This is a genomic window from Inconstantimicrobium porci, from assembly GCF_009696465.1.
In the GTDB taxonomy this organism is placed as follows: domain Bacteria; phylum Bacillota; class Clostridia; order Clostridiales; family Clostridiaceae; genus Inconstantimicrobium; species Inconstantimicrobium porci.
Window position 1 is genome coordinate 92,266 of the sequence record NZ_VULX01000008.1, and the last position, 17,557, is coordinate 109,822.

Below are 17,557 nucleotides of genomic sequence, written 5' to 3' on the forward strand. Positions count from 1 at the left end.
TTAACTGAATTTTAAATATTTCCTTTGTTTTGAGTGATATAATTCTATATGGTATAATAACTAAAAAAGAATGAAAAGTAATTTAAATAGAATTATAACATAGCGGAGGATATAAATGGAAACTAGAAGACGTGTGAGGAAAAAGAAAAGTAAGAAGAAATTTAAGCCTGCAATATTTTTTGCAGGAATAATATATATTACTTTATTCTTGGCGATAACAGGACCTCTTGTATTATTGTATGGTCCATTTGATATAACAAGAAAGATGGTGCTTGAAACAGTTCTTGCAACAAGACATGCATATTGGGTTACTGACTTAATCCCTCAGGATTCACTTGATAAGATGCTTGGGAAAAATTCATCTAGTGCAGGTAATGGCGATATTCAGAATTTAAATGATATAGATGTAAAGCATAAGGGAAGTAACAAGATTACAAGATATAATTTAACAACAAAGAATTTTAATGGATATATCCTTGAAATAGAAAATCCTAATAAAGTTAAAGTTGCTATGACAAAATATCTTGGGAAAATAGGTCAGAAAACAAGCCAGATGGCAGAAGAACATAATGCTATTGCGGCAATTAATGGAGGTACATTTGTTGATTATTCATCAGATGGAACTCAGTATGGAGGAACAGGTGCAGAACCTGGTGGTTTTGTAATATCTGATGGTAAAGTTATATTTCCTAAAAATATAACTGAGACAGATGAAAATACAGTTCATAATGTAACGGCTATAACATACAGTGGAAAGTTAATAGTAGGAAATCATTCTTTGGCTGAAATTAGAAAAATGGATGTTAGAGAAGCTATGTGTTTTAGAGATCCTACTATAATAATTGGTGGTAAAGGACAAATAGTAGATAAATATAAAGAGGGTAGAAATCCGAGAACAGCTATAGGACAGAAAGCAGATGGTACAATTGTATTCCTTGTTACAGATGGAAGAAAACTTTCAAGACCAGGTGCTTTATTATATGATGTACAGGAAATTATGCTTGAAAGAGGAGTTATAAATGCAGGATTCCTTGATGGTGGATATTCAAGTACTATGTATTATAATGGGGAAGTTCTTAATGAAATAAATGCGTGGGATGGTGAAAGAACTGTTGCTACTGCATATTATGTTGAAGAATAAGCACAAACTAGAATGAGGATGTGAAAAAATGAGAAATTTTAAGCGACTAATTGCGTGGACGATTATAGCTGTTTTAATAGAATGTGGTGGATTTATATTCTTGGAAAAAGTATATTTTTCTACAGACTTAGATGTTAAATTTGAAAAGGCACAGAATACAGTAAAAGATAAGGTGAAAGAACCAGAGATAACATTCGATGAAGGAATTGAAAATCTTATGTTTTCATCAGATGGTAAGTATGGTGCATACTTAGAAAATGGGCAACTAAAGACTATATCTACCAAGGATAAAAGCGAGAAAACATTAAATTCTAATGATGGAACGGTAGAATTCTATAAATGGCTTGATAATGACAGTTCTTTAATAGTAATTAAAAAAGTATTTGAAAATGGTGCACATTATTATAAGCCTGTAGCATTTGATGCTAAAAAAGGTGAAGAAAAAGAACTTAGCGACTTTGATTTTAAAAGCGTTAAGATTAAAGCAGCTGGTAGTCAGGGGATTAGTGATGTTGCATTTTCTACAGCAACACATAGTATTTATATAAAAGTTAAAAAGGGACCAACTACATCAGATCTTTATTATGCAAATGTAATGAATGAGCTTAAGCTTGTTAAACAGAATAGAAAAATAGGAACTGTTGTTGTACCTATCACTAATACAAATGCAGTATATGAACAGCTTGGAGCAATACATATTTTAAATAATAAATATGCAACTCAGGTACCAGGTGTAAATAATCCAGTAATTCTAGGAACAGATGATAATGCTAATGTTTATTTTGGAAATGAAGTTAATGGTAAAATAAAGAAAATTGTGTACAAAGATTTTTCTTCCAATGAAACAGAGTGGAAAAATTATACTCTTGATAATTTTGTGGATAAAAAAGACATATATATAGATTATTCAGGTAAGATTTATATAAACAATGAAAGTACTAGCTCAGCATTAGAGCTTACAACAGGAAAAACAATTAAATATAAAGGAAAGTTATTGCAGTCATATTCTGCAGGTTTGATTTCACTTGATGATAATAAGCTTGTTAAAAATAAACTTAATGATTAGGAGCGTATTCTATAGCTTAAGAAGTTATAAATAAATCTTTTTTGGAGTTGAGTTAAATGAGTATTGATGATATTAATGATGACTTAAATAGTGAAAAGTCAAAAATTGAATCTATAAGCAGAAAACTAGCAGACATACAGAAAGAGAAAAAAGAGATGGAACAAGTTCTTAAGGATATTGAGAAAGAGTTTGCAAATAATCAATCTTCTTCTAATATAGAGAAAAGTCATAAGCAGTTAAAGAAGACGATAAAATCCATTAAAAACACAATAAAAAGATAAGCGGTTTAGCCGCTTATCTTTTTTGATTTCATTATGTCATAAATAGTTGCAGAAGTTGTATCTGACATTTTATATCCAAGGAGATGTACAACTTCTTTAAGTTCCTCTTCAAGTGCTGTTTCTATTTCTATATACGGAAATGGGCAGAATGAAGGATCATTTATATCTATTTCAACAAGCGTATTTTTATATCTGTAGCTTTCTCTATACTTTTTTATTGTTTCAGTCTCTACAAGACCTAATGACTTAAAAAGTTTAATTGCAGTTTCAGCGTTATCGACTATGATTTCATTTTCATCCATAACTTTATATTTTTCCTGGCTTACTATTTTCTTTGTTGTCATGTAATATATAAATTTATTGTTTATTGTGTCTTTAACGATTCTGACTCTTGCATATCCTTTTTGCTTAAGTAGTCTTCTATCTTCAAAATCAAAGATATGATTTATCTGATTTTCAGCTTTGACTTTTACAGCTCCAGCAGAGAGCATTTTCTTTCTGATATCGTCAGCATCTATATCAATAATTCTAGTCTCTATTTCGTTCATATATTATTCCACCTTCTTGTAAACTTTTAAATAACTTAAATATATATTGTTAATTATATCTATTTTTTATGATATAATAAAGTTGATTATGGTGTCAAAATTGAGGAAAAAAAATAAACTTCATGGGGGGATAATTATGGATAATTTTGAAGAACTTTTAGTAGCTCCTATCAGTAATGTTCTACACAAAGTTACCGTTGTAGCTATGTGGATTTTTGCTGTTGTTGCATTTTTCTATATGGCGCTTGGAGCATTTGTGTATACTTTGATTTTTGGAGCAGCAGCAATTGCGTTGTTTTTTGCTAAAAAGTATTCATATATAGAGTATGAATATAGCAATACTAATGGGGAAATAGAAATAGATTCAATATTTGAGCAGAAAAATAGAAAAAGAAAGATAATATTTGATATGAAAGATGTTTTGCTTATGGCACCAGTAGAATCAGATAGATACAAGGATAACAAAGAAAACATTTCCAAAGTGATTAATGCAGTTCCAAGAGGCAATACTGATAAAAAGTATAGTGCTATAGTATCACAAGGTGCTGTAAAAGTTGAAGTATTAATGGTTCTTACACAAGAATTTATTGATTCTTGCTATATATATAATCCAAGAGCAGTAGTTAAATATTAAAAAATATAGCTTATGCAGGGTGTCTTGTTCGTAGTGTTAATGAATAAGGCACCTTTGTTTATATTGTTTTTAGTCTTATAAAGGACTGAGAGGAGGCCTGGATGAGCAGAACGAGGAATACAGAACTTAATGTGGCAGCTGGTTTGGGGACACAGATAGTGCAGTTAATTGCTGGATTTATCAGCAGAACTGTATTTATATATACACTAGGGGAAAATTACTTGGGAATAAGCGGGCTTTTTTCTGATGTATTATCTGTGTTGTCTATAGCAGAACTTGGCGTAGGAAGTGCAATTACATTTAGTTTGTATAAGCCAATTGCTGATAATGATCATAAAAAGATTAAATTCAGGTAATCACAATAATAATTCAAATTATTTCGCTGATTACAGTAGGATATATATGCTTTGTCTTTCTCCAAGATAAGCAATCATTTCATTATTCTGTGGGCGGGTAAAAAGTTTTTGTTTGGACAGGATACAGTATTTTTTATTGTGCTGATGTTTCTTATATCAGGACTCAACAGCACAGTGGAGGTGTTTAAAGATGTGTGTGGAATATTCAGGGAGACAAAATACTGGACATTAGGTGCAGCTGTTATCAATTTGGTGTCATCAATAATTCTAGTAAAAATGATTGGTATTAATGGTATCTTTATTGGAACAATGATTGCATACTTAACTACAATTTATACAGCTGATCCTATTGTATTATATAAAAGGATATTTAATAAGAAAGCAGAAGAATATTATCTAAGCTGTATAAAGTCATTTGCAGCAATTATTATTGCATTTGTTGTTACAAATTACTTATGCTCCTTTATCACAGACATAGGTTATGGTGGCTTTATATTTAAGGCATTAATTTCATTCTGCATACCTAATGTGATTTATATGATTATTTATTTTAGAACAAGAGAGTTCAGGTTTTATTACATGCTGATGAGGAGAAGTGTAAAGCCAAGTTACAGATATATTCTAAGATATTTAAAAGCAAAAATAAGATAATAGAAATTGATAAACAGTACTTATACTAATACGATAAATTACAATAATATAAATTATGATACTAGTGTTATAGGAGTGGAAAAATGATTAATACAATAACATTAAATCCTTCTTTGGATTATATAGTAAAGGTTAATAATTTTAAAGTTGATGAACTTAACAGAAGTGTAGGTGAACAGATTTATGCTGGAGGAAAAGGTATAAATGTGTCTATAGTTCTTAAGAACCTTGGTGTTGAAAATACAGCTTTAGGATATGTAGCTGGATTCACTGGTGATGAAATATTAAGACAAATAAAAGAACATGATGTAGACTGTGACTTTGTTAAACTTGAAAATGGTTTATCAAGAATTAATGTTAAGCTTAAGAGTGATGGAGAAACTGAAATAAACGGTTCAGGACCAGATATTACAGAAGAAGATTTAAAATCACTTTATAGAAAAATATCAAAACTAGGAAAAGGTGATTTCTTAATATTATCAGGAAGTATTCCAAAGAGTATTCCCGATGATATATATGAAAATATCATGAAGGCTTTATTATATTCAGGAGTTGAATTTATAGTAGATGCTACAAAAGATCTATTATTAAATGTATTAAAGTACAGACCATTTCTGATCAAGCCAAATCATCATGAACTCGCTGAAATGTTCAATGTTGAAATTAAGGGTGATGAAGATATCATAAAATACGCAAAGAAACTTCAGGAAATGGGAGCTAAAAATGTTCTTATTTCAATGGCTGGAGATGGAGCAATACTTATTACTGAAAATGGTGAAGCTTTAAAGCGAGACGTTCCAAAGGGAACTTTAAAGAACTCAGTTGGAGCAGGAGATTCAATGGTTGCTGGATTCTTAGCTGGATATCTTAAGAACCATGACATAAAAGAAGCATTTAAGATGGGCGTTGCAACAGGAAGTGCTAGTGCATTTTCAGAAGAACTTGCTACAGAAAAAGAAGTAAATGAATTATTAGCAAAAATGAATTAATAAAGGAGAGGGAAAGTGAAGATTGTTGATTTATTACAAAAACAAGGTATAAACCTATATTTCAATCTATCTTCAAAGCAGGAATATATAGATTAGCATTAAAGGCATATCATGATTAACATGGTATGCCTTTTTCAATTTTAGAATATATTCTTTATGCTTATAGTTTCAAGGTCGCGTATGTATTTGCAGGAATATTTAACAACATGAACTGAAGCATAGGATTCTGATATTTCATCTTTTTTTATATATTGAGAAAGTCGTATTACTTCATTGTTAAGATTGTTTATATCAGTATGATTTACATAAGTAGCTATCTGTGTTGATTTCTCTTCAAGAAGATCCTTTATTTCGAGGGAATATTTATATGCACTACTCATATCTTTTTTATCAAGTGCTGTCTCTATATCGCTACAATGTTCTTCTACATGAATACATACATCAATAAGTGTTTTATGAGAATAATATATGAATCCAAAAAGGCTTAGAAATAGAGCAATAGTTATTAATGTATTTTTCAAAATACTCCATCCTCCTTGTCTCCATCTTCTTTTGTTTCATAATAAAGTTTTCCGTTTGAATTAATAAGTGCAAAATAAAGATCTTTTATGTCTTTGATACCTCCTGATTTTAGATATTTGTAAAGCCAGTTTTCTGTTTTGTTTAGTTTCTTTAAAGCCTTCTTGTTAATTTTCCCTTCTACAACAAGAATAGTTGGAACTTGCTGCTCCTGTTCTGGTGCAGGCAGTTTTAAATCTTTTTTTATTACTGGTGTGTTTGCATCTTTTGGGGTTATAGACAGCTGGCCGTTGTTTTCAAGGATAGCAAGCTGTATATCCTGAACATTTAAATAGCCTGCAAGTCTTACTGATTCCATAAGATCATCAAGATTAATTCTTTGACTCTTTAAAACTTTTGCATTCACCTTGCCATTTTCTATAACAATATAAGGCTTACCGTCTACTATTTTTCTGGCAAGTGTGCTTTTTAGCTGTATTTCAGATAGAATAGTTTCAAGTGTAAGCAGAGTAATTATTGGAATTATTCCCAATATTAAAGGAAGTCTTGTATCCTGCATAGGCAGTGAAGCTAAATCTGAAAGCATTATTGTTATTGCCAGTTCATAAGGCTGCAGCTGTCCTATTTGACGTTTTCCCATCAGTCTCATTACAAGAACTACAAGTGAATAAAGAAGTACTGTTCTTAACATTACTATAAACATTTAAATCACCTCATTTTAGATTTTGCATACATAAAAAAAATATACACCATATTTTCCTCGACTTCGTTCGGAAAATTAAAAGATAGTATACAAGTAACCAAAGTACACATATTAAGTGTATAATATGTTATATAGAATAATGTTTATATAAATTTTTGCGGGGGTGATTGATAATGGATAAAATGGTTAATAATAAAAATAAGACTTTTTTTGATTTGATAAATCCAGAAGAACTTACAGGGGTTAATCCTCCTCTATTAGGTAAATGCGGAAATAAATATTATGAACTTAGAGATGAAATACCAGAAGGAAAACCTAAAATTGTAGGCAATGAAGATGCATATGCTAATAAAGCATATATAAGAACTCTCCAATTTGTGCTTATACATGCAGTACTTAATTTATATAAGGATGCAAGAATATCACTTGATCATTCAATAAGCAAGGGGATTTTTGGCCAGATCCACAAGGAGAAAGCACTTGATGAATTTGATATAACTGATATTAAGAATAAAATGCAGGAAATAATAGATAAGAATATTGTTATTAATGAAGTATCAATGCTTAAAAGTGATGCAGTCAAGATATTTGAAGATTACGGAATGATAGATAAGGTTAAACTTATTAATAGTATAGATAAAGATAAAATAAGTCTTTATGAACTTGAAGGCAGATATGACTATTTTTATGGTGAGATGGCTTATTCAACAGGAGTGCTTAAGAGTTTTGATTTAATTTATTATGAGCCTGGTTTTCTGCTTAAATATCCTCAGAAGGGCGATATAAATATTATTCCTAAATACATTGAGCAGAAGAAGTTATTTTCGGTATTTTATGAGACAGGGAAGTGGCTTAATATATTAGAGGTTGCAAATGTTGGATCACTTAATGAAAAAGTTATGAATAATGAGATAGGCGATTTAATAAGAGTATCAGAGGCACTTCATGAGAAAAAAATTGCATACATTGCAGATATGATTCACGAAAGAGAAGATGTTAAGCTGATTCTTATTGCAGGACCTTCCTCATCAGGAAAAACAACATTTGCAAACAGACTTGCAATACAGCTTAGGGTTAATGGGCTTATCCCAGTACCAATTGGACTTGATGATTATTTTGTCAATAGGGAAAACACTCCTATAGGTGAAGATGGTAAGCCTGATTTTGAATGTCTTGAAGCTCTTGATGTAAAACTGTTCAATGATAATCTTAATTCTTTATTCAGAGGTGAAGAGGTAGAAATCCCATCCTTTAATTTCAAGACAGGAAAAAGAGAGTGGATTGGTAGAAAGTTAAGTCTGCCTTATAATGGAGTCATAGTTGTGGAAGGAATTCATGGGCTTAATGAAGAGTTGACTGCTCATATTGACAAAAAGTACAAATTCAAGATATATATTTCTGCATTAACTCAACTTAATATAGACAGCCATAATAGAATTTCTACAACTGATGTAAGAAAGATACGAAGAATTGTCAGAGATTATCTTTCAAGAGGATATGATGCAGAAGGAACACTTGCAATGTGGGATTCAATTAGAAGAGGTGAAGAAAAGAATATATTTGTGCATCAGGAACAGGCTGATGTTATGTTTAACTCAACACTTGTATATGAATTATGTGTTCTTAAAAAGTATGCACTGCAGGAATTAAGTAAAATAAGTGAAGAAAGTTCTTCTTATGCAGAAGCGCATAGGTTAAAATCATTTTTGAAATTCTTTAAGGATATAGACAAAGATATGGTACCTGAAAATTCACTTCTTAGAGAATTCATTGGAGGAAGCTGTTTTTATAAATATTAAAGGGTATTTTACTTATGTTAATACAGAATGTGATTTATGTCATTGACATTATGCCTTTAGTTGCTACAATATTATTAACTAACATTATAAATTAACATAACAGGAGATGAACTTATAGTATGAAGGATTATGGTGTATTTGATATATTAGGGCCTATTATGATTGGACCTTCATCTTCACATACTGCTGGTGCAGCAAGGCTTGGAAAGGTTGCAAGAACAATAGCAGGAGGAGAAATAAAGTCAGTGGTATGTCTGCTTCATGGGTCTTTTGCTAAAACATATAAAGGTCACGGCACTGATAGAGCGTTAGTAGCAGGACTTCTTGGAATGGAGCCTAGCGATACAAGACTTAGAGATGCATTACAAATAGCAGAAGATAGAAATATTAATGTACAGTTTGAAGGTACAGATCTTGGCGATGTACATCCTAATACTGTAAAGTTTCTTATAGACGGAAAGAATGGCCACTGTGAAGTTGTTGGTTCGTCAATCGGAGGAGGTAACATACAGATTTCAGAAGTCAACGGACAAAGCGTTAATTTTACAGGGGCATATCCAACACTTATTATTTCACACAGGGATGTTCCAGGAGTAGTTTCAAAGGTTACTGCACTTTTATACGAAATGAAGATAAATATAGCTTTTATGAATGTATTTAGAACACAAAAAGGTAAAAATGCCACTATGGTTTTCCAATGTGACAATAATATTCAGGATGATCTTATATATGAAATAAAGAATATAGATGCAATAGAAAATGTGGTTTCTATAAATTCTATAGCGGAGGGCTGATAACAAATGAATATAAAGAGTGGAAAAGAACTGCTAAATATATGTAGTGAGCAGAATATATCATTAAGCGAATTTGCCATAAAAGAAGAAATGGAGAGAAGCGAAATTTCAAGAGAAGAAGTTATTCAAAAGATGAAAACTGTTCTTGATGTTATGAAAGAATCGACTAATGAAGGAAGAGAAAAAAAGATATATTCAGTAAGTGGTCTTATAGGCGGAGATGCATATAAATTAAACAAATACATAAAGAATGGTAAGACACTTACTGGGCCAGTAATGAATAAGGCTATGGCAAGAGCGTTATCATGTTCTGAAGTTAATGCATCAATGGGAAGAATAGTAGCATGTCCTACGGCAGGATCATGTGGTATACTTCCAGCTGTTATTATTACAGCGGGTGAAGCACTTGGATTAGACGATGAAGGAATGATAATGGGATTATTTGCATCATCAGCTGTAGGAATGATTATTGCAGATAATGCAACAGTAGCAGGTGCAGAAGGAGGCTGTCAGGCTGAGTGCGGTGCAGCAGCTGCTATGGGTTCTGCAGCTGTTGTTGAAATGATGGGGGGAACTCCTGAGATGAGCCTTAATGCAGCAGCTATAGTTATTAAGAACATTTTAGGTCTTGTATGCGATCCTGTTGCTGGATTAGTAGAAATTCCATGTGCAAAGAGAAATTTTGCAGGTGCTGTATCAGCGCTTACTACTGCAGATGTTGTAATGGCAGGAATAAGCAGCAAGATTCCTTTTGACGATATGGTTGAAGCAATGTACAGAGTAGGTAAGCAGTTACCAGCAAGTCTTAGAGAAACTGCAGAAGGTGGAACAGCCACTACTGAAACTGGACTTAAACTAAAAAAGGAAGTCTATGGAGAGTAATATTATAAAGAAATGAGGATGCTATGAATAAGATACAGGATATTCTGGAGAAATACTTCGGGATAAAATCTTTAAGAAAAGAACAAAAGATAATAATAGAATCTATTTTATCAGGAAGAGATGTATTTTGTTTATTGCCAACAGGAGGGGGGAAATCTCTGTGTTATGAGCTTACTGCAATGGTGATGAAGGGAGTAACAATAGTGGTTTCTCCCCTTATTTCTTTAATGAAGGATCAGGTGGATTATCTGAAGAGTATTGGTATTCCAGCACAGTACATAAATAGTACACAAAGTAATGCTGAAATAGATAGGATACTCATGGATATCGAAAGTGGGAGTGTTAAGATAATATATATTGCACCTGAAAGACTTAACAGCGAGTTTTTTATAAATAGATTTAATAATATAGATATCAGTCAGGTAGCTGTAGATGAAGCACACTGTGTTTCACAGTGGGGACATGATTTTAGAAGAAGCTACAGAAACATAAATCCTTTTATTAAATCACTAAAAAAAAGACCTGTTGTTACAGCTTTTACAGCTACAGCTACAGAAGCAGTAAGAAAAGACACTATTAATCTTCTTGGGCTACAAGCACCATTTATTTTTTTTGGTGGTTTTTATAGGAGTAACCTACAGATTAATCTGTATAAAGAAATTGACAAAATTGAATTTATAAAGGATTATATAAGATCTCATGAAGAAGAATGTGGTATAATTTACTGCAGTTTAAGAAGAGAAGTTGATTCATTATTTATGGGACTTAAAGATATAGGGTACAGTGTTACAAGATATCATGGTGGTATGAGTGATGAGGAAAAAAATGAAAATCAGGATGATTTTTTATTTGAAAGAAAGAATGTGATGATTGCAACAAATGCATTTGGCATGGGGATAGATAAATCTAATATCAGATACATAATACATGTATCAATGCCTAAGAATATAGAAGGTTATTATCAGGAAATAGGAAGAGGAGGCAGAGATGGTACGCTTTGCAGATGCCATCTTCTTTATAACAGGGATGACATAAGAAGTGCAGAATTTCTGATTAATACATCAACTAAGATTGAGAGGCGTGAAATCGAACTTAAGAAACTTCAGTCTATGATAGAGTTCTGTGAAACAGATGAATGTTACAATGAATTTATTCTTAATTATTTTGGAGATACAGAAAAGAAGAAGTTTTGCGGAACATGCAGCAATTGTGTTAAAAATGACAGTCTTAAAGATCTTACAATAGAAGCTCAGAAAATTCTTTCATGTCTTTATAGGACAAGAGAAAAGTTTGGTATAAGTGTTATGTGTGATGTATTAAGAGGGTTTAAGGGAACCAAAATAACACAGTATAGGCTTGATGAATTATCAACATTTGGCATAATGCGAGATTACAGCAGTAAGGCTATTAAGGATGTTATAAATATACTACTTGAACAGGGACTTGTTGATATGAAGGAAGGAACATATTCAATGCTTCTTCTTAATAACAATTCGTATAAGGTTCTTAAAGGGCAGGAAAAAGTATTTGGTAAGCTAAGTGATAATGCTGTATGCGAAGACGAAGAGTTATTCAAAAAGCTTAGAATATATAGAAAAGATGTATCAAGAAAAGAAAATGTGAAACCATACATTGTGTTTAGTGACTCAGTGCTTATTGAAATAGCCAATACTAAGCCAAAGACACTTGAAGAGCTTGGATCAATAAATGGTATAGGTAATAAAAAGATTGATAAGTATGGCAGTGATGTACTTTCAATTGTTAAGAATTCGCGATCAGATAAATAGAGAGGAAATTAGAGATATGTTTAATATAAAGAAAAATATATTTACTCCCAGGGAACTTTTAAGTGGTAATTACGGTATAGAGAGGGAATCACTTAGAATTGATAATGAAGGAAAGCTTTCAATGAAGCCACATCCGCATGAACTTGGAGATAAGGGAAAGAACCCATATATAACAACAGATTTTTCTGAAAGTCAAGTTGAGCTTATTACACCTACCTTTAAAAGTGTAGAGGAAGTGTACAATTTTATAAATACTCTTTATGATATTACAGCTATGAATATTAGTGATGAATATTTATGGCCTCAGTCAATGCCCTGCGTAATTCCTGAAGATGATAAGATTCCAGTAGCCCAATATGAAGGAAATACTGCAAATACTGCATATAGAGAAAAACTTCTTAAGAAATATGGCGGTAAAAAGCAGCTTATTTCAGGAATTCATTATAATTTTTCATTTACAGAAGAATTTATAAAGAAGCTTTATGAATATAACAAGCCGGAAATGAATTTTGGAGAATATAAGAATGCTGTTTATTTAAAGGTTGCAAGAAACTTTTTAAGATACAGATGGCTTGTAATATACCTGATGGCAGGTACTGCTGCAATTCATTATAGCTATGTAGAGAAGTGCAGAAAGAATCTTAAGGAATTTGCTGATGACAGCTATACTAATGATGGTGCTATGTCTTATAGAAATAGCGAATGTGGCTATAAGAATAAAGTTGACTTATACCCAAGTTATAAGTCTGTGGATGAATATATAAGCAGTGTACAGAGCTTTGTTAATGATAAGCTTATTGATTGTCATAAGGAATTATATAGTGCAGTAAGATTGAAACCAAAGGATAAAGATAACTTCTATGAATCACTTAGCAATGATGGTATAAATTATCTTGAGTTCAGATGCATAGATATAAATCCTTTTGAAAAATGCGGGATAAGTCTTAATGATTTATACTTCCTTCAGATATTTAATCTGTATCTGCTTACAAAGGAAGAGTCAAGTTATGATAATTGGCAGGAAGAAGCTTTAAAAAATGAAAATTCTACAGCTAGATTTGGGCAGAATGATATCACGCTTTTAAAAGATGGAGAAAGAATTTCAAGAATAGATTTCTCTCTTGAAATTCTTAATGAAATGAGGAAAATGAATGATGAATTTAATCTGGGTAAAGCAGATATTATTGATGAGATGATAAAAAAAGTAGAAGATAAGAATCTTACTTATGCCCATAAGCTTTATGAGATTATAAAAAAAGAGGGATATGTAGAAGCTAATCTTAACCTTGCAAAGGAATATAGAAAATCTGCATATAATAACAGGTTTAAGCTTTACGGATATGAAGATTTAGAGCTTTCAACACAGATTCTTATGAAAGAAAGCATCAAGCATGGTCTTAAGGTAAGTGTTGTCGATAGAAGTGAAAACTTTATTTCTATAGAAAATGACAGTCATATTGAATATGTAAAGCAGGCAACTAAGACTTCAAAGGATAACTATGTTACTGTACTTATAATGGAAAACAAGACTGTTACTAAAAAGGTTCTTCAAATGAATAACGTATGTGTACCACAGGGAGTAGAATTTGATTTTCTTGATAAAGCTTTAAGTGAATCAATAAAGTATGTAAATAAGCCTATAGTAATTAAGCCGAAGAGTACAAATTTTGGAACAGGCATAAGTATTTTCTCAGAAGGTGCAGATAAGGAGAGTATTGATGAAGCGCTAAAGATTGCCTTTAAATTTGATAATACAGTGCTTTTAGAAGAGTTTATAAGAGGTAAGGAGTACAGATTCCTAGTTATAGGAGATGAAGTAGCAGGTATTCTTCATAGAGTACCAGCCAATGTCATAGGTGATGGTAAAAGATCTATTAGAGAACTTGTGGCAGTGAAAAATGAAGATCCTTTAAGAGGATATCATTATGTTACTCCTCTTGAAAAGATTAATCTTGATGAAAATGTAGCATTGTTTTTAAAACAGCAGCATAAGGATTTTGACTATATACCAGCAAAAGAAGAAATAGTATACCTAAGAGAGAATTCTAATATCAGCACAGGCGGTGACAGCATCGATTATACAGACTTAATACCTAAGAGGTTTAAAGATATAGCAGTTGACTGTGCAAAGGCTGTAAATGCAAAAATATGTGGTGTAGATATGATGCTTGAGGATTACAGTGATGAAAATTCCAATTATGCTATAATAGAACTTAACTTTAACCCGGCAATTCATATTCATTCTTACCCATATAAAGGTATTGAAAGAAATATTGCAGTTAAATTGCTTAAATTATTAGAATTAATCTAAAAAAAGAAACTGTTGCAGTAATATAAAATAATGCAACAGTTTCTTTTTATTAAATTATTTAATTTCTCCAACTTCTTTTAAAAACCTATAATAAAATGCTGCTAGATACTCTTGGGCATATTTTACAGTATTGTTTGCTACTGGAGACCATGCTTTCTTACCTTTTTTTACTGTATCTTTATAGCTGTAGGCATTTTTAGCACAATCATTTAGTATATCTGAACAGTATTCAGTAAAAGATTCTGAATCGTAATTATTGTATTTTGTACTTGTATTCGTAGCATATTCATTTTGATGCTTTTCAACATAAGATTCATATTGTGAATGAGTACTTAATACTGCTATCATATTAGCAGCATGATAGGGTACATTGACATCTTCTAAAAAGTGGGATGCTCGTCCTAATTCTTGCATAGCATAAGTTTTATTAGTTTTATAATTATTTATAGCGTTTAAAGAGTGTTCTTTAAATTTAGTTAATGCTGTAATTTTAGATTGAGACATGAAGCTTGGAAGATAGTTTTTTCCTGTATATGGGTTATAAAAATGATATGCAAAGAAATAATCTAAATAATATAAATGTTTTTGATGTTTTTTTCATAAATCGACCTCCTCTTTCTTAAAAATTGAATATTATCCAAATAAAGTATAGCTCCTGGCTATATTAAATTCAATAAAATATATGTTTTTTAAATTATTTTTACACATTCTGTAACAATGAAGATAAGTGTTATGATTTTTCGAGTTTAAATTTAATTTGTAACCATAAAGCTATTTCAAGTATGTAGACTAATAGAAAAGGTCAATAAATAATTTACTTGTTTGTATAAAATAGTATTATTTAATATAATAAGTTATAATATAGAAAATATTTCTGCAAGCAATATAAATCTTGGGAAATATCAACAAGGTGATTGAGTGATGAAATTAATTTTTAGTGTTAGGAGAGGATTAAAATGAAAGAATTATCAGAGATGACTTTGGAAGAGTTGTGGCAGCTGTTTCCGATTATTCTTAAGGACTATAGCCCAGAATATAAGAACTGGTATGAAATTGAAAAGAAAGAATTAATACATAACTTTAATGATGCAATAGTTAGAATAAATCATATAGGAAGTACTTCTGTAGAAGGACTAATAGCAAAGCCTACAGTTGATATACTTATGGAAATCAAAAATGATAGTAATATTGATAAAGTAAAAGAAAAGCTTTTATCAATGTGATGGTTACTTATGAATTCAACTAACGATCCTAAGTTCAGGCAGACATATAATAAGGGCTATACAAAGTATGGTTTTGCAGAGAAAGTGTATCACCTTCATGTAAGATACTATGATGACTGGAATGAACTTTATTTTAGGGATTATTTAAGAGAACATAAAGATGTGGCTGACGAATATGCAAAGTTGAAACTTGGACTTTGGAAAAAGTACGAACATGATAGGGATGGATACACAGACGCAAAAAGTGAATTTGTTCTGAAAGTTACGGAAAAGGCAAGAAAGGAATATGGGGGCAGATATATTAGAAATTAAACGAATTGGGGGTAAGTATATGATTATAGATTCTGAAATAGTTGAGAAGTATTTAGCAGGTGATGGTATTGATAAATACAAAGATAAATGGTACTACAAAATAGATGGTATAGGGTATAAGATGCCAAATTATAATTATGAAAATAGGAAGAAAGTAGAGAAATGCTATTATGCATTAATAAACGAACTTAAGGATTTCGTCCCATGTAACGTATCAATATGGGATAGTATTTTTCCGAACTGGAAAAGAATAATAGTTAACGTTAAGGTTAATTTAATTGTGGGATTTCCTGAACCTTATGATGCAGTGACTGAAAAAGATCCTGATGGTATAACTAATATTATATTTGATATGTCTCAATGGGCGCAATATATGGATAATAATGATATCAGGGATATAGCATGTAATTTAATAACTCATGAATTATGTCATGTATGTATAGAAAATATTATACCTGAAATAATGTGCGATACAGACGATTATATTAGAAAACTTGACTCAGCAACTTTTAATGAGGGATTTGCACATCTTTTGTCATATGAAGCATCTGATATAGATGATGTAAATTGGAATGAAGATAAGTTAAAGAGTGTTTCAGAAAAATCATGTAATGTTATGAAAAAAGCATTAAGTACAAGAGATAAAATTGAACAAGATATGTATTTAAAAAATGCAGTATGTGGAAGTAATTATTATGATAAATTTGCCTGCATGTGTGGAATGTTTTACTTAGCAAAAAGTTATGAAGAGGGAGGATTAAAACAACTAAAAGAAGTATTCGATAGGGGCTATAAAGGATTTGCTGGGAGAACAGTTAATAATATAGCTGCATTAAATTAAATTATGTACAGTGTAGTGGAATAAGTAATAGGGAGAGTTTTTATGGTTAGATATGCAGTAAGAGAAGATTATGATTGTGTAGAGAGTATAATGAAACAGGTTCAGGCTATTCATGTTAATTGGAGACCTGATATTTATAAGAATACTGATGTGGTCTTAAGAGAAGAGGAATTTTATGAATTAGTTGAAAATTCAATGGCTGTTGTGGCAGTGGATCACGAAACAGTTGTTGGTGTAATGCTGCTGTTATGCAGATATGTGCAAAGTAATACACAGGTTAAGAGGAAAATATTGTTTATAGATTCGATGGCTGTGGATAAAAATTACAGAGCGCAAGGTATAGGCCATCAGTTTTTTGATTTTGCTAAAAAGATAGTAAAGCAGGATGATTATGATGGATTAGAACTGCAGGTTAATGCTAAGAATATAGCAGCTATGGAAATGTACAAGCATTATGGATTTACAGAAAAATCAATAAATAGACTAATTGTATAATGAAATTGAACCAATAAAAAATCCATAGTGATTACCCGTGTTATAATTAAGTTGCGAAACCAAAATAACAAGGAGGATAATCACTATGAATTACCCAAATCATAACACAGAATCACGTAAAAATAAACACTTGAATTTCAAAGAGCGCATGACTATAGAAATACGCCTTGCAGACGGTTGCTCTGCATATAAAATTGCCAAAGAATTGCAAAGACCAATCAATAC

The 17,557-nt window shown here is 31.3% G+C and carries 18 protein-coding genes and 2 pseudogenes; 16 read left to right on the top strand and 4 right to left on the bottom strand.

The genetic code is table 11. The annotated features are described in order from the left end of the window. Positions 1 to 115 precede the first annotated feature (115 nt). Genes FYJ33_RS07485 through FYJ33_RS07495 form a run of 3 tightly spaced genes read left to right on the top strand, consistent with a single transcriptional unit; the run spans position 116 to position 2,488 of the window. Complete coding sequence (locus FYJ33_RS07485) at positions 116 to 1,141, top strand: phosphodiester glycosidase family protein (protein ID WP_154531126.1); 1,026 nt, start codon at positions 116 to 118, stop codon at positions 1,139 to 1,141. Between the two features lie 28 nt (positions 1,142 to 1,169). Beyond that, on the top strand, positions 1,170 to 2,207 hold the full coding sequence (locus FYJ33_RS07490) for a hypothetical protein (RefSeq protein WP_154531128.1): 1,038 nt from the start codon (positions 1,170 to 1,172) through the stop codon (positions 2,205 to 2,207). A gap of 56 nt (positions 2,208 to 2,263) precedes the next feature. Next, entirely contained in the window at positions 2,264 to 2,488 is a 225-nt protein-coding gene (locus FYJ33_RS07495) for a hypothetical protein (RefSeq protein ID WP_154531129.1), read from the top strand. 5 nt (positions 2,489 to 2,493) lie between these two features. On the opposite strand, the gene FYJ33_RS07500 is transcribed toward FYJ33_RS07495, so the two are convergent. Then, entirely contained in the window at positions 2,494 to 3,036 is a 543-nt protein-coding gene (locus tag FYJ33_RS07500) for a class IV adenylate cyclase (RefSeq protein ID WP_154531131.1), read from the bottom strand. A 136-nt stretch (positions 3,037 to 3,172) separates the two neighbouring features. Between FYJ33_RS07500 and FYJ33_RS07505 the strand changes: the two genes are divergently transcribed. The 4 genes from FYJ33_RS07505 to pfkB all read left to right on the top strand — a co-directional run bounded on the left by FYJ33_RS07505 (position 3,173) and on the right by pfkB (position 5,666). Then, entirely contained in the window at positions 3,173 to 3,670 is a 498-nt protein-coding gene (locus FYJ33_RS07505) for a hypothetical protein (protein ID WP_154531133.1), read from the top strand. Positions 3,671 to 3,771: 101 nt separating this feature from the next. Beyond that, a complete protein-coding gene (locus FYJ33_RS07510) occupies positions 3,772 to 4,026 on the top strand; it encodes a hypothetical protein (RefSeq protein ID WP_154531134.1) in 255 nt (84 codons plus the stop codon). 108 nt (positions 4,027 to 4,134) lie between these two features. Continuing rightward, positions 4,135 to 4,677, top strand: coding sequence for a polysaccharide biosynthesis C-terminal domain-containing protein (locus FYJ33_RS07515; protein WP_154531136.1), 543 nt, complete (start codon positions 4,135 to 4,137; stop codon positions 4,675 to 4,677). An 83-nt stretch (positions 4,678 to 4,760) separates the two neighbouring features. Beyond that, entirely contained in the window at positions 4,761 to 5,666 is a 906-nt protein-coding gene (gene pfkB, locus FYJ33_RS07520) for a 1-phosphofructokinase (protein ID WP_154531137.1), read from the top strand. A 140-nt stretch (positions 5,667 to 5,806) separates the two neighbouring features. Here pfkB and FYJ33_RS07525 read toward each other — a convergent pair whose 3' ends face one another. Further along, complete coding sequence (locus FYJ33_RS07525; protein WP_154531139.1) at positions 5,807 to 6,187, bottom strand: DUF4363 family protein; 381 nt, start codon at positions 6,185 to 6,187, stop codon at positions 5,807 to 5,809. Then, complete coding sequence (locus FYJ33_RS07530) at positions 6,184 to 6,888, bottom strand: DUF421 domain-containing protein (protein WP_154531141.1); 705 nt, start codon at positions 6,886 to 6,888, stop codon at positions 6,184 to 6,186. Before FYJ33_RS07530 ends, FYJ33_RS07525 begins: the two co-directional genes overlap by 4 nt. Positions 6,889 to 7,061: 173 nt before the next feature. Between FYJ33_RS07530 and FYJ33_RS07535 the strand changes: the two genes are divergently transcribed. The 5 genes from FYJ33_RS07535 (at position 7,062) to gshAB (ending at position 14,461) form a co-directional block, all read left to right on the top strand. Continuing rightward, entirely contained in the window at positions 7,062 to 8,687 is a 1,626-nt protein-coding gene (locus tag FYJ33_RS07535; RefSeq protein WP_154531142.1) for a nucleoside kinase, read from the top strand. 119 nt (positions 8,688 to 8,806) lie between these two features. Continuing rightward, on the top strand, positions 8,807 to 9,481 hold the full coding sequence (gene sdaAB, locus FYJ33_RS07540; protein ID WP_154531144.1) for an L-serine ammonia-lyase, iron-sulfur-dependent subunit beta: 675 nt from the start codon (positions 8,807 to 8,809) through the stop codon (positions 9,479 to 9,481). A gap of 6 nt (positions 9,482 to 9,487) precedes the next feature. Continuing rightward, positions 9,488 to 10,363 carry an L-serine ammonia-lyase, iron-sulfur-dependent, subunit alpha gene (sdaAA, locus tag FYJ33_RS07545; RefSeq protein ID WP_154531145.1) on the top strand — a complete coding sequence of 292 codons (876 nt, stop codon included), beginning with the start codon at positions 9,488 to 9,490 and terminating at the stop codon, positions 10,361 to 10,363. A gap of 23 nt (positions 10,364 to 10,386) precedes the next feature. Further along, complete coding sequence (gene recQ / locus FYJ33_RS07550) at positions 10,387 to 12,150, top strand: DNA helicase RecQ (RefSeq protein WP_154531146.1); 1,764 nt, start codon at positions 10,387 to 10,389, stop codon at positions 12,148 to 12,150. Between the two features lie 16 nt (positions 12,151 to 12,166). Next, complete coding sequence (gene gshAB, locus FYJ33_RS07555) at positions 12,167 to 14,461, top strand: bifunctional glutamate--cysteine ligase GshA/glutathione synthetase GshB (protein ID WP_154531147.1); 2,295 nt, start codon at positions 12,167 to 12,169, stop codon at positions 14,459 to 14,461. Between the two features lie 54 nt (positions 14,462 to 14,515). On the opposite strand, the pseudogene FYJ33_RS07560 reads toward gshAB, so the two are convergent. Further along, positions 14,516 to 15,016 (bottom strand): annotated as a pseudogene (locus FYJ33_RS07560) (zinc dependent phospholipase C family protein); the annotation flags it as partial. A gap of 401 nt (positions 15,017 to 15,417) precedes the next feature. Between FYJ33_RS07560 and FYJ33_RS07565 the strand changes: the two are divergent. The 4 genes and pseudogenes from FYJ33_RS07565 to FYJ33_RS07580 form a co-directional block, all read left to right on the top strand. Next, positions 15,418 to 15,996 (top strand): annotated as a pseudogene (locus FYJ33_RS07565) (GrpB family protein). Between the two features lie 19 nt (positions 15,997 to 16,015). After that, complete coding sequence (locus FYJ33_RS07570) at positions 16,016 to 16,837, top strand: DUF5700 domain-containing putative Zn-dependent protease (RefSeq protein ID WP_154531148.1); 822 nt, start codon at positions 16,016 to 16,018, stop codon at positions 16,835 to 16,837. Between the two features lie 42 nt (positions 16,838 to 16,879). Next, positions 16,880 to 17,332, top strand: a complete 453-nt coding sequence (locus tag FYJ33_RS07575) for a GNAT family N-acetyltransferase (protein ID WP_154531149.1) — start codon at positions 16,880 to 16,882, stop codon at positions 17,330 to 17,332. Between the two features lie 85 nt (positions 17,333 to 17,417). Beyond that, the coding region (locus FYJ33_RS07580; RefSeq protein ID WP_154531150.1) for a helix-turn-helix domain-containing protein at positions 17,418 to 17,557 on the top strand (140 nt) is incomplete at its 3' end.